This is a genomic window from Bradyrhizobium sp. LB13.1, assembly GCF_054056815.1.
Genome location: NZ_JBSRYQ010000001.1, coordinates 3,488,249 through 3,501,138, shown reverse-complemented (window position 1 = coordinate 3,501,138; position 12,890 = coordinate 3,488,249). Strand labels below are relative to the sequence as shown.

The 12,890-nt window shown below is 62.7% G+C and carries 13 protein-coding genes and 1 pseudogene; 9 read left to right on the top strand and 5 right to left on the bottom strand.

Annotated elements, in window-relative coordinates:
- Positions 1-67 precede the first annotated feature (67 nt).
- Positions 68-742, bottom strand: a complete 675-nt coding sequence (locus ACVWYI_RS16375) for a response regulator transcription factor (protein WP_247446102.1) — start codon at positions 740-742, stop codon at positions 68-70.
- A 340-nt stretch (positions 743-1,082) separates the two neighbouring features.
- On the opposite strand from ACVWYI_RS16375, the gene ACVWYI_RS16370 reads away from it, so the two are divergent.
- The 4 genes and pseudogenes from ACVWYI_RS16370 to ACVWYI_RS16355 form a co-directional block, all read left to right on the top strand.
- Positions 1,083-2,144 carry a class I SAM-dependent methyltransferase gene (locus ACVWYI_RS16370; protein ID WP_456662616.1) on the top strand — a complete coding sequence of 354 codons (1,062 nt, stop codon included), beginning with the start codon at positions 1,083-1,085 and terminating at the stop codon, positions 2,142-2,144.
- 178 nt (positions 2,145-2,322) lie between these two features.
- Positions 2,323-2,589, top strand: coding sequence for a hypothetical protein (locus ACVWYI_RS16365; protein WP_247340845.1), 267 nt, complete (start codon positions 2,323-2,325; stop codon positions 2,587-2,589).
- Positions 2,590-2,726: 137 nt separating this feature from the next.
- On the top strand, positions 2,727-3,584 hold the full coding sequence (locus ACVWYI_RS16360) for a metal-dependent phosphohydrolase (protein WP_354043823.1): 858 nt from the start codon (positions 2,727-2,729) through the stop codon (positions 3,582-3,584).
- Positions 3,585-3,759: 175 nt separating this feature from the next.
- A pseudogene (locus ACVWYI_RS16355) lies at positions 3,760-4,062 on the top strand (alpha/beta fold hydrolase); the annotation flags it as partial.
- A 161-nt stretch (positions 4,063-4,223) separates the two neighbouring features.
- On the opposite strand, the gene ACVWYI_RS16350 reads toward ACVWYI_RS16355, so the two are convergent.
- The 4 genes from ACVWYI_RS16350 to ACVWYI_RS16335 all read right to left on the bottom strand — a co-directional run bounded on the left by ACVWYI_RS16350 (position 4,224) and on the right by ACVWYI_RS16335 (position 7,924).
- The gene (locus ACVWYI_RS16350) at positions 4,224-4,568 is read right to left on the bottom strand and encodes a YunG family protein (protein WP_456662615.1); all 345 of its coding nucleotides are present in this window, start codon (positions 4,566-4,568) and stop codon (positions 4,224-4,226) included.
- A 403-nt stretch (positions 4,569-4,971) separates the two neighbouring features.
- A complete protein-coding gene (locus ACVWYI_RS16345; protein WP_027517246.1) occupies positions 4,972-6,063 on the bottom strand; it encodes a TRAP transporter substrate-binding protein in 1,092 nt (363 codons plus the stop codon).
- 218 nt (positions 6,064-6,281) lie between these two features.
- The gene (locus ACVWYI_RS16340) at positions 6,282-7,433 is read right to left on the bottom strand and encodes an Mrp/NBP35 family ATP-binding protein (RefSeq protein WP_456662614.1); all 1,152 of its coding nucleotides are present in this window, start codon (positions 7,431-7,433) and stop codon (positions 6,282-6,284) included.
- Positions 7,434-7,486: 53 nt separating this feature from the next.
- The gene (locus ACVWYI_RS16335; RefSeq protein WP_456662613.1) at positions 7,487-7,924 is read right to left on the bottom strand and encodes a VOC family protein; all 438 of its coding nucleotides are present in this window, start codon (positions 7,922-7,924) and stop codon (positions 7,487-7,489) included.
- Positions 7,925-8,106: 182 nt separating this feature from the next.
- Here ACVWYI_RS16335 and ACVWYI_RS16330 point away from each other — a divergent pair, with 182 nt between their 5' ends.
- From ACVWYI_RS16330 to ACVWYI_RS16310, 5 genes are all read left to right on the top strand, one after another.
- Positions 8,107-8,979: an NAD(P)-dependent oxidoreductase gene (locus ACVWYI_RS16330; RefSeq protein ID WP_354103835.1), complete on the top strand. Its 873-nt coding sequence runs from the start codon at positions 8,107-8,109 to the stop codon at positions 8,977-8,979.
- Between the two features lie 22 nt (positions 8,980-9,001).
- Entirely contained in the window at positions 9,002-10,279 is a 1,278-nt protein-coding gene (nhaD, locus tag ACVWYI_RS16325; RefSeq protein ID WP_456650480.1) for a sodium:proton antiporter NhaD, read from the top strand.
- Positions 10,280-10,416: 137 nt separating this feature from the next.
- Complete coding sequence (locus tag ACVWYI_RS16320; protein WP_247340857.1) at positions 10,417-12,012, top strand: sensor histidine kinase; 1,596 nt, start codon at positions 10,417-10,419, stop codon at positions 12,010-12,012.
- A gap of 44 nt (positions 12,013-12,056) precedes the next feature.
- Positions 12,057-12,260, top strand: coding sequence for a DUF1289 domain-containing protein (locus ACVWYI_RS16315; protein ID WP_354043848.1), 204 nt, complete (start codon positions 12,057-12,059; stop codon positions 12,258-12,260).
- Positions 12,261-12,288: 28 nt separating this feature from the next.
- A complete protein-coding gene (locus ACVWYI_RS16310) occupies positions 12,289-12,843 on the top strand; it encodes a TIGR02281 family clan AA aspartic protease (protein ID WP_456662612.1) in 555 nt (184 codons plus the stop codon).
- The last annotated feature ends 47 nt before the right edge of the window (positions 12,844-12,890 follow it).

Sequence of the window (12,890 nt, the reverse complement as noted above, 5' to 3'; positions counted from 1 at the left end):
GAACACGATGCGCCAGATCAGCGATTTGAACGTCGGCGATCTCGCATAGATCCCGGCGACCCCCACGCTATTTCTCCTCGGCCATGAGATAGCCGACGCCGCGGATGGTGTGGATCACGACCTTCGCGCCGTGCTCGGTCAGCTGCTTGCGCAGCCGCGAAACGTAGACCTCGACCGCATTGGAGGCGACCTCGCCGTCGAGCCCGAAGATGTGGTCCTCGACGTTCTTCTTCGGCACCACGCGCCCCTGCCGGCGCAGCAAGATCTCCAGCACCGAGGTCTCGCGCGACGAGATGATCCGCGGCTGGTCGTCGACGAAGATCTGGCGGCTTTCGGTGTCGTAGACGAGATTGGCGAGACGCAGCGAGCGGCCGAGCAACTGGCCCGGGCGGCGCAGGATCGCCTCCAGCCGCGCCACCAGCTCCTCCATCGCGAACGGTTTTGCGAGATAGTCGTCGGCGCCGCTGCGCAGGCCGCTGACGCGGTCCTGCAAGCCGCCGCGCGCGGTCAGCACCAGCACCGGCAGTGGCTCCATCTGCCGGCGCAGCTCGCGCAGCACCGAGAGGCCATCGCCGTCGGGCAGACCGAGGTCGAGGATCATCGCGGCATAGTTGACGCTGCTCACCGCCTCGCGCGCCTCGGCCGCGCTGCCGACGATATCGCTCTCATAGCCGGCCGCCGACAGCCCGCCGGCCACCAGCCGCGACAGTTCGGCATTGTCCTCGACGATCAGAAGGCGCATCGCATTTCCGCCGGATACCCACGTCACCCCACGGCCCTTGCCGCATCTTCGCTCTCTTCCACCATTCCGGCCACCTCGGCCAGCGAAAAAGCACCCGACAGACCGGTCACCTCTTCTGTCAGCTTCGCGTCAGCCAACCAGGCGCGCGCCCCTGCGGCGCCCGTGTCGGTTGTTGGGCGCGAGCAGACATCCCCTGCCCGATCAAGCGTTAGCGCTCCTGACCCAAATCTGGCATCGGACTCTATTCGCTGAAACGTGAACGCGTTCACACTTGCAATCCGCCGGTCGTCCTAGGCTCTTTAACCGACGAGGGGGCTGTTCTCGAAGCGGAGAAGCTGCAATGCGTGAACCAAACCTTGAAAAGTTGAACGCGCTCGTAGGAAAGCTTGTCGGCGACCTCGGCATCTCGCTTGGCGGCGCAAGCATCCTGCTCGGTGATCGCCTCGGGCTCTACAAGGCGATGGCCGATGGTGCGGTGGTCACTCCGTCCGAGCTTGCCAAGAAGACCGGTCTGCATGAGCGTTATGTGCGCGAATGGCTTTCCGGGCAGGCTGCCTCCGGATACATCGACTACCACCCCGAAAAAAACGCGTTCTCACTCTCGGCAGAGCAAGCCATGGCATTCGCCGAAGAGGGGTCGCCGGCTTTCTTTGCCGGCGCATTCGATGTCGTGCAGTCCACCTACCTCGATGAACCCAAAATCGCCGAAGCATTTCGAACCGGGAGGGGCGTTGGTTGGCATGAGCATTCGAAGTGTCTCTTCTCCGGCACCGAACGCTTCTTCAGGCCGGGCTACAACGCCAATCTGGTTTCGAACTGGATTCCGACGCTCGAAGGCGTCGAAGCGAAACTGAAAGCGGGCGCCAGGGTCGCCGACGTCGGATGCGGCCACGGCGCCTCTACGATCGTGATGGCGCAGGCCTACCCCAACTCGGAGTTCTTCGGGTTCGATTACCACAAGCCTTCGATTGAACGCGCGAAGGTCTTGGCGCAAGAAGCAGGAGTTGGAGACCGCATCACGTTCGCGCAGGCCAGTGCCAAGGATTTTCCGGCCAAAGACTATGATCTTGTGGCGTTCTTCGATTGCCTGCATGACATGGGCGATCCCGTGGGTGCAGGCAAGCATGTCAAGGAAATGCTGGCCAAGGATGGGTCGTGGATGATCGTCGAGCCGTTTGCTCATGACAATCTCAAGGACAATCTCAACCCGGTCGGATGCGTCTACTATCACGCCTCGACATTCATTTGTACGCCGGCATCACTGTCTCAGGAAGTGGGCTTGGGGCTCGGCGCACAGGCGGGTGAAAGCAGATTGCGTCAGGTCGCGACTGAAGCGGGCTTCAGGCACTTCCGCCGCGCGACCGAGACGCCGTTCAACATGATCTTCGAAGTGCGTTCTTGACCGATCCGGCCGTTGTCCGGGTCCTGCAAGCCGCCGCGCGATAATGGACAGGTGCCCCTGGCATCGCGGCCACACCCTTGATCCAGGTCAAGCATCACCTATCCTTTAGCCTCACGTTATGTTCAGCCTGAGGCAGCTCCGTACTCCTTCAGCTCGCAGCAGGAAGAGGAGGATCACGATGCATCCGAACAAGCGTCTTTCGATCAAGTCCGCAACGATTGCAGGGATTGCTGCCAGCGCCCTGTTGGGGATTGCGGGTCTCACTCTCAATTCCGCACCAGCCGGGGCGGTCGTGTACTGCCAGTACGTTGATTATCCGCCTAGTTGCGTTGCGAGGGCCGGCGTCGTGCTCAGGCCACGCCCCGTGGCGCGAGCGGCGGTCCGGGCAGGCACCGCTGGCCCACGCAACATAAATGGCGGGGTCAATCGCGTCGGCATACGGTAGCGGTTCTGGTTTGTGAGTTGCGAGCCCTTGCTGCAATCGCACCCGTACGCACATTTCTGCGTCGGGTCGCGGCGCGCTAGCAACTTCCAGGTTGGCATCGCATTTGTTCATGCCTGACGAACGTGAGGAGCTTGCCGGTGATAACGATTCCAGAACTGACGTCCCAGGCGCTCGGTGCGTTCCTGATCTCGGAGACAAGAGGCCGCTTCGGCTCGTCGCATGCCACCTTGCCGGAATTGCTCCCCTACGCGGCAAAGCTGGCCCTGGAATGTATCGGCAACAGCGATGCATTATACCACAACGTCGAGCACACCTTGTTGGTCACGCTGGTCGGGCACGACATTCTGATCGGCCGCTCTCTCCTGAGGCCAACGACGGCCAGCGATTATGCTCACTTCATCCTGGCGTGTCTGATTCACGACATCGGCTACGTTCGGGGAATAATTCATGGAGACCAAGAGGGAGCCTATGTCGTTGATGGTAGCGGCCGAACAGTCGAATTGCCGATTGGCTCTTCCGATGCAGCGCTTGCACCCTATCACGTGGACCGCTCAAAATTATTCGCCGTGGAGCGTCTCGACGCAGTCGACCAGATCGACGCCGCTCGCGTTGCCCGGGCGATCGAATATACGCGTTTTCCCTATGCGGACGCTCCTACGAGCGAACTCAAGGATGACTTGGACGAGGAGGAAGGTTTGTTGCTGCGCGCCGCTGATCTGATTGGTCAGCTCGGCGATCCGAACTACATGAAGAAATCAAATGCGCTCTTCTATGAATTCGAGGAGATAGGGCTCAACAAATCGCTCGGATACGCCACGCCCGCGGATGTGGTCTACAAATACCCTCAATTCTACTGGACCAAGGTTGCTCCCCAAATCCAGGCCGCCATCCGCTGTTTGAATGTAACCTCGAGCGGAAGGCAATGGATTAGCAGCCTGTATGGAAACGTCCTGCGCGCTGAGCGAGAAGTCAGACTATCTGGTCCACAGCTATAGATCGGCGTTCGCAAACCGTGGTTTTCGGCAAAGAGGCCGACACAGCTGAGAGGGCACCCTGATCGGCTACTCGTGTCCCCTATTGCACGCGCGAGTTTGCACCACCGTCCGAGGCCGTTCGCCGGGGGCCTCGCGCCGAGTTTTCGTCTGCTTTTGATCAAGGAACCAACACCCCCAAGCGACGATGTTGATCTCCGCCGCATTCTCGGGTTCGAAGGCGTATGGAGAACTCAAGATGCCTACGATCATTATCGCAGGCCAGCGCGACCGTTTGATCGATATCAAGCAGTCGGTCAGGCTGCATGGCGAGGTCAAGCAAAGCAAATTGCGCCGGATCGACGGAGTGGGACACATGATTCATCATTCCGCAACTGCTGACGTCATGGCGGCCATCGACGAAGCCGCTGCAGAGGCGGTGTTGATCCATGGAAGGGAAGGTCCGGGCGTACAACAGCCCGAAGAGACTTCCAGCGCCTGACGGGCGCGAGATTTTCGACGGCCATGCCATTACCTGATTTCTTCACCATGAGATACTTGTCATTGCAACGCCTCCCACGCGAATTACGCGAGGATCGAGACCGTAGATTTCAAATCCATTGCGCTTGTAAGTTCTGATCGCTTCCCTGGTGGCCCCAAGCTTTACTTCGCACGATGCTCCTGAAAAGCGGCTCTGAGTTCAGCCAATTCATCGCTTGTCGCGCCCAATTCCGCATCTGCACGGCTTGCAGGTAAATCCTTGTATGCAATCGGTTGATCGAACTGGCTCGCCGTGAAGTCATACCGCCGGCCTTTGATCCGATTGTAAAAATGTTCGCCGGCCGGCAGAGGCGTCTTCAGCAAGTCGCCGCCGAAGAGCTCGTGAAGGAGCAGCGCGGTGACGTTGCATTGCCCTGCCGCCGGATTGTTCGCCGTCCATTGGCTGGCGGTTGCCAACGACCAGGCCTTGCGCAGCGCGCTTTGAACCTCATCGGGATCGAAGCTCATCGTCACTCCCCAGGGATCGGCACCGAGGCGAAAATTTCGGATTATTCGATTATGCCTTTCTGCCACTGTTTTGCCCGACGAGTCAAACGGCCTCGCTGAAGCACTCGCTTGGTGCTCCTGGGCACACCCCGCCTTGGCTCACAAAATGCGGACTTGCCCTCGGCCGCACGATGATCGGGCCTGCCTGCCAATTAGCTCCGTCGCATCAAGCTGTTGGCTGCGCTCACAGCGCCTTGTCCTCTCACCCCTCGTCTACTGTGCATGGGGTTGTTTTTCAGATTTTTTGTTGGACACCCTTCGTACCGCGGCCTCCGCGGCGCCCATCCCGATCGCGTCGCGCCAAAGAAAAAGCCCGGCCTCGCGAACGAGACCGGGCGTATCGCCTTTCGACTTCTTGCGAAGATCAGCCGCGGGTGCGCGAGCGGATCATGAAGCTGTCGTAGGTGTATTCGGCGACCTGCCACCACAGATATTCGTCGGAGCGGTAGGCCTGCATGGCGTCGATCGACTTCTTGAAGTCGGGATTCTTGGCCGAGATCTCGCCCCACAATTCGTTGGTCGCCTTGAGACAGGCTTCCAGAACCTCGTTGGTGAACGGGCGAAGCTGCGTTCCCCCGGCCACCAGACGCTTCAGGGCGCCGGGGTTCACCATGTCGTAGCGCGCGGCCATCCAGGTGTTGGTGTTGACGGTCGCGTTGGTGAGGATCGCCTGATAGTTCTTCGGCAATTCGTTCCACTTGTCGATGTTGGCGAAGGCGTGAACAGTCGGACCACCTTCCCAGAAACCCGGGTAGTAGTAGTACTTGGCGACCTTGGCGAAGCCGAGCTTCTCGTCATCGTAGGGGCCGACCCATTCGGCCGCGTCGATGGTGCCCTTCTCGAGCGACGGATAGATGTCGCCGCCGGCGAGCTGCTGCGGCACCACGCCGACCTTTTGGAGCACCTGGCCGGCAATGCCGCCGATGCGCATCTTGAGGCCCGAGAGGTCGGCAACGGTCTTGATCTCCTTGCGGAACCAGCCGCCCATCTGGGTGCCGGTGTTGCCGCAGGGGAAGCCCACCACGTTCGACTTCTTGAAGAACTCGTTGGCGAGCTCGTTGCCGCCGCCCTGGTACAACCAGGAATTCTGCTGGCGTGCGTTGAGGCCGAAAGGCACCGACGCGAAGATCGCGAAGGTCGGGTCTTTGCCGACGTAATAATATGACACTGTGTGGCACATCTCGACTGTGCCCTTCTGCGTCGCATCCAGCGCCTGCAGGCCCGGAACGATTTCACCCGCCTGGAAGACCTGGATCTGAAACTTGTTGTCGGTCATCTCGGCGACGTACTTCGCCATCTGCTCGGCACCGCCATAGATGGTGTCGAGCGACTTCGGGAAACTCGACGTCAGGCGCCACTTGATCTCGGGCGAGGACTGCGCGATCGCCGGCGAGGCCACCGCGGCGGTCGCCGCCGCGCCGGCTGCCGACACTTTCAGAAAGTCACGACGCTTCATCTTCAGTCTCTCCTTGTTGGGGCGTTTCCCCTAACTTCCTCTTTGCTGCCGCTCATTCCGGCGACGCGTTTTTGGGCCGCGTCGAACCGAAGGGGCTTGACTGCCGTGGGCCTTTAACACGGAAGCCCCGCTTTCGAAACGCGACATTGGCATGACAGGGATCTACGAAAGTCGCATGTCCCCAGGGTATTGGTTTGAAGGGATTGGCTTGGATCCGCTCAGGCCGCGGCGATGACGCCCTTGAGCTGGTCACGGACCTGTCCTGCAACGGCGCGGTAGATCGCCGCATGGGGACCGTCCGGCTCGCTGTCGACCACGGGCGTGCCGGCATCCGAGGTGGCGCGAATCGCCATGTGCAGGGGGATCTCGCCCAGGAACGGTACCCCGAGCTTCTCGGCCTCGTGGCGCGCGCCGCCATGGCCGAAAATATCGGATTTCGTGCCGCAATGCGGGCACTGGAAGTAGCTCATGTTCTCGACGATGCCGAGCACGGGCACGTTGACCTTCTTGAACATCGCAAGTCCCCGCCTTGCGTCGATCAGGGACAGGTCCTGCGGGGTCGAGACGATCACGGCGCCCTTCAAGGGGACGTTCTGCGCCAAGGTGAGCTGGGCATCGCCCGTGCCCGGCGGCATGTCGACGACGAGCACGTCGAGCGTGCCCCATGCGACGTCGCGCAGCATCTGCGTCACCGCCGACATCACCATCGGCCCGCGCCAGATCATCGCGGTCTCTTCCTCCACCAGGAAGCCGATCGACATGATGGCGAGGCCGAAACGCCGGAGCGGAATCATCTTGCGCTCGTCGTTCAGCGCCGGCTTGTCGTGCAGGCCGGTCAGCCGCGGCACCGAGGGGCCGTAGATGTCGGCATCAAGCAGCCCGACCTTGAGGCCGAGGTCGCGCAGGCCCAGCGCCAGATTGAGCGCAGTGGTGGACTTGCCGACGCCGCCCTTGCCCGAGGCGACCGCGATCACGGCAGCGACGCCCGGAATCTCGGACTGCCGTGCCATCGGCGATTGACCGCCCTGTGGCGGCTTGTGGGCGTGGACCGGCTGCACGCCTGGCGCGCCGCGGCTCGGCGTTGGCGGCGGAGGCGGAGGCGGAGGCGGCGGCGCGGCGCCGGCCTTGCGCTCGGCGGTCAGCGCCACCATGACGGTGGTGACGCCGGGGATGGCGCGGACCGCGGCCTCGGCTTCGGCCCGGACGGATTCCCAGGCCCGCGCCTCGGCGGCATCGACATTGATCGAGAAGAACACCTTGCCGTCGGCGGCGTTGATCGCGCTCAGCACATTGGCATTGGCGAGCGCGACCCCGCGGGGCGATTTGATCTTGGCGAGGCTGTCGAGAACCTGTTGCTGCGTCACGGTCAAAGCGCATCTCCTCGAATTCAAGATGCCCCATTAGAGCGGAAACGCCCAAAAGGCTACCGCCTGCCGATATCGTCAGCCATCTCGGCGGGCGCCGCCCCCTGCTCCAGGGCCGCCTCGTAGTTGAGCTCGATCATGACCCCGTTGGGGTCGTGGACGAAGATCTGCCAGAGTTCGCCGCCGGGCACTTGGCGGGAGTCGAACTTCATCCCCTTTGAGGCCAGCCGCTGCTTCATCCCGTCAAATCCGCGGCTGGCGAAGGCGACGTGGTGAACAACGCCGGAGTCCGGCTTTTGTGGCTCGGCAGTCGGAGAAATATCGACGAGATGCACCACCGGCTTCCCCTCGCTATACATCCAGGCGCCGGGGAAGGCGAAATCCGGCCGGGCGCCTTTTTCCAGGCCCAGCACGTCCTCGTAGAAGCGGACTGTCGCGGCCAGATTCCGGGTCCGGATGTTGAAATGATCGAGCACGCCCACGCTTACGCCGCACATGCCGTCGCTCCCTTTTTTTGAAGTCCTTGGGTCCGCCATCCTAGCACAGGCGGGGGCCAAACGAAGCCGTTGCCCTTCGGCCTCAAGGGTTTATGGTGCGCCCGATCTGCCGCAATGGCGGAACCCGGCGCCCCTCGCCGGGCAAGAACCGTAAAACCCGAACTACGGACAAGGCACCCCACATGGCTAAAGTCGCTTTCCTCGGTCTCGGCGTCATGGGCTTCCCCATGGCCGGACACCTCGTGAAAAAAGGGGGCCATGAGGTCACCGTCTACAACCGCACCGCGGCCAAGGCGAAGGAATGGGCGGACAAGTTTGGCGGCAAGACCGCGGCGACGCCGAAGGCTGCAGCCGAGGGCCAGGATTTCGTGATGTGCTGCGTTGGCAACGACAATGATCTGCGCGCGGTCACGATCGGCGCCGACGGCGCGTTCGCCGGCGTGAAAAAGGGCGCGACCTTCGTCGACCACACCACCGCCTCCGCCGAGGTCGCGCGTGAGCTTGATGCTGCCGCGACCAAGGCCGGCTTCAAGTTCATCGACGCACCCGTGTCCGGCGGCCAGGCCGGCGCCGAGAACGGCGTGCTGACCGTGATGTGCGGCGGCGCCCAGGATGCCTATTCCGGCGCCGAGCCAATCATCACAGGCGCCTATGCGCGAATGTGCAAACTGCTCGGGCCGGCCGGCTCGGGCCAGCTGACCAAAATGGTCAACCAGATTTGCATCGCAGGCCTGGTTCAGGGACTCTCCGAGGGTATCCACTTCGCCAAGAAGAGCGGCCTCGACGTCGCCGCCGTGATCGAGACCATCTCAAAAGGCGCGGCTCAGTCCTGGCAGATGGAGAACCGCTACAAGACCATGAACGACGACAAGTACGATTTCGGCTTCGCGGTCGAATGGATGCGCAAGGACCTCTCGATCTCGCTGGCCGAAGCCCGCCGCAACGGCGCCAATCTGCCGGTCACCGCGCTGGTCGACCAGTTCTACGCCGAAGTCGAGAAGATGGGCGGCAAGCGCTGGGACACGTCGAGCCTGCTCGCGCGCCTTAATCGCTGACACCTGATGAAGTGATCCTGCCTTGCTGATCGCACTCGCCGCAATCTTCGTCCTCGCCTATGCGGCGATCGCGCTCGAGCATCCGATCGGGGTGAACAAGAGCGCGTCTGCGCTGCTCGGCGCGGGCGTGCTCTGGACAATCTACGCGCTCGCGACGGGCGACCACACGCTGGTCAGCCGTCAGCTTGATGAGTCCGTCGCCTCCACCGCGCAGATCGTGTTCTTCCTGATTGGCGCGATGACCATCGTCGAGGTCATCGACGCCCATGACGGTTTCGAGGTCATCACCTCCCGCATCAGCACGACCAGCCAGATCCGTCTGATATGGCTGATTGGCTTCGTGACCTTCTTCCTCAGTGCGATCCTCGACAATCTGACCACCACCATCGTCATGGTCTCGCTGATCCAGCGGCTGATCGCCAAGCGCGACGACCGCCTGCTGTTCGCCTCCCTCATCGTCATCGCCGCAAACGCCGGCGGTGCATGGACCGTGATCGGCGACGTCACCACGACCATGCTGTGGATAGGCGGACAGATCTCGCCCCTGAAAATCATGGGCGCGGTGTTCCTGCCCTCGCTGCTCAACCTGCTGGTGCCGCTCGCATTCATCAGCTTTTCACTCAAGGGCAAGACCATCGCGCCGCCGCCGAAAGAGGACGGATTGCAGAGCGTCGATCCGCTCGAGCGGAACGTGATGTTCTATCTCGGACTCGGCGTACTGATCGCGGTGCCCGTCTTCAAGACGGTCACGCACCTGCCGCCCTTCATGGGCGTCCTGCTCGGGCTTGGCATCGTGTGGTTGGTCGGCGAGATCCTTCATCGCAACAAGGATGAGCATGTCCGTGGCCCGCTCACGCTTGCGCATGCGCTGACGCGGATCGACATGGGCTCGATCGTGTTTTTCCTCGGGATCTTGCTCGCGGTCGCCAGCCTCGAACATGCTGGCCTGCTCTCCATGCTGGCCAAATGGCTGGACGCCGCGATCGGTCGCCAGGATCTCATCGTCATCGTGCTCGGCCTTCTGAGCGCCGTCATCGACAACGTGCCGCTGGTGGCCGCGACCATGGGCATGTACGACCTCGGCCACTATCCGCCCGACAGCTTCCTCTGGGAGTTCATCGCCTATTGCGCCGGCACCGGCGGTTCGATCCTGATCATCGGCTCGGCCGCAGGCGTCGCCGCCATGGGGCTCGAGCGCATCGAGTTCCTCTGGTATGCCCGCCGCATCGCCGTCCCCGCGCTCGCCGGCTATCTGGCGGGAGCCGTGGTGTACATCGCGCAGCATGCGGTGCTGCAATGAGCTACTCAGGCCGGATCCAAAATTAACGCCGGGTTAACGTAATTCTTTAGCTCCTTAAGTCACCTCTTAAGGATTTCTTGCCAGAGATAGACAATGCAGAAGGCCCGCCTCGCGCGGGCAGGAATTGTTGTTGTGCGATGAGTAAACCCGCTGAAAAGCCCGAGGTTGTCCAGCTTCCGGCCGAGCCGGTGAGCGCGCCGTCGGCGAGCAGCCGAAGGGCTGCGGCGCAGCGGGTGCGCGAGGCGCGCGACAAGTTAACGTCGACCAGCGGAACCCGGCCGGCTTTCGACGCCGAGATGCTGCGCCAATATGCCCAGACGCGGCTGTCGGCCTCCTATGTCGCGATGCTGCTGGTCGTTGCCACCGGCGTGCTGTTCGGGCTGTGGATGCAGCCGATTCCGGCCGCAGCCTGGACCGCCGGCATGCTCTGCATCCACGCAGCGATGATCCGCAGTTGCCACCGCTTCCTGGCCGCGCCCTCCTCGCCAACCGCGACGCGCGCCTGGCGGACGCGCTTCGTCGTGCTCGACCTGCTCTATGGCCTATGCTGGATGGCGATCCTGATCCATCCCGTGCTCGACCTGGTCACGGAAACGCTGATGATGTTCCTGATGCTGCTGGTCATCGCAGTATCGAGCATGCTGGCGGCCAATCTGCCGATCGCGGCCCTTGCCGCCACGGCGCCGGTCGCGGTCGCGATGGCGCTGAGTTTTGTGATGACCGGCTCGCTGGACAATTACATCCTGGCCGGGCTCGCGCTCGCCGCCGAAGGCTATTTCGTGCTGCTGGCGCACCGCCTGCACTCCTCGACTTTCGCCACGCTCGAGGCGCGCGCCGAGAAGGACGCGCTGATCGGCGAGCTCGAACAGGCCAAGGCGATCTCGGATGAAGCCCGTCACCGCGCCGAATCCGCCAATGTCGCCAAGTCGCGCTTTCTCGCGCAGATGAGCCACGAACTGCGCACGCCGCTGAACGCGATCCTCGGCTTCTCCGAGGTGATGAAGAGCGAGATTTTTGGCGCGCATGCCGTGCCTGTCTACAAGGAGTATTCCGGGGACATCCATAATTCCGGCGTCCACCTGCTCAATCTCATCAACGAGATCCTCGACCTGTCGCGGATCGAGGCCGGCCGTTACGAACTCAACGAGGAAGCAGTCTCGCTGGTCGGCATTGTCGCCGACTGCCATCATTTGATGAAGCTGCGCGCCTCGAGCCGCGGCATCACCATCCACGAGGTGTTCGAGCAGGCGATGCCGCGGCTCTGGGCCGACGAGCGCGCGATCCGCCAGGTCGTGCTCAACCTGCTCTCCAACTCGATCAAGTTCACGCCGCAGGGCGGCGAGATCTGGCTCAAGGCGGGCTGGACGGCCTCGGGCGGACAATATCTCTCGGTGAAGGATTCCGGCTCCGGAATCCCCGAGGACGAGATCCCGGTCGTGCTCGCCTCGTTCGGCCAAGGCTCCAACTCGATCAAGTCGGCCGAACAGGGCGCGGGTCTCGGCCTGCCGATCGCAAAAAATCTAATCGACCTGCATGGCGGTACGTTCACGCTGAAATCGAAGCTGCGCATCGGCACCGAGGTGATCGTTACCTTCCCGCCCGAGCGCGTGATGAGCGCGCTGGCGCCGATGTCGGATGATTCTCCGCCGCTTCAGCCGGACAGTTCCGCGGTGGCGGACGAGAAGCGCAGGCCGCGTAACAAGCCGATCATGAGCGCAGGTACAGGCTCGTAACGAGATGCTTGCAGACATGCCCGACGATCCCTCACTATGCCCGAATGAGCAAAGAAACGCCGTGCGTCGCCGTCTGCATGATCGATCCCAAGACAAAACTGTGCTTCGGCTGCGGACGCACCTTGCCGGAGATCGCGCGCTGGCATGGTATGGAAAGCGCGGAACGGCTGGCGGTCATGGCGCTGTTGCCGGTGCGCATGAATCAGGCTGGACTTGCGCCCATGGCGGGATCGCCGAAACGCACTTGACCGGCCGGCGCGCATCCGGAGGTGCGCGATGATCCGCTTCCTGCTCGTTCTCATCATGCTCGCCGGCACGGCGGGTGCCGTCGTTGCCTATGCCGATTCCGACCAGCTCGCGCGCGCGAGCAGCAGGGTCTCGCACATCTTTCGCACACAGACCGCATCGCCTGCCCCCGCCGTGCAGATCCAGCGCGGCCAGGGCGGCGAATTCGCGTTGCGCGCGAAGATCAACGGCGTCGCCGCACCGATGGTCATCGACACCGGCGCGACCTCGGTGGTGCTGACCTGGGAAACCGCGAAAGCGATCGGGCTGCCGCTCGAGATGCTCGAGTACGACGTCGATCTCGAAACCGCGGGCGGCCACACCAAGGCGGCCCGCCTCACGCTTGAGCGCCTCTCCGTCGGCCACCTCGTCGAGAAGTCGGTGCCGGCCCTCGTCGTTCAGCGCGGGCAGATGAAGACGAACCTGCTCGGCATGAGCTTCCTCGACCGCCTGGAGAGCTGGGGCGTGCGCGCCGACAAGCTGATGCTCACCGGCTATCCGGAGCTCCAGACCGGTCACCGCCGCTCGCGTCTGGCCGTCGACTAGACTCCCCACGAGAGCCGCGCCGCCACTGCCGACAGACGCGATCACGC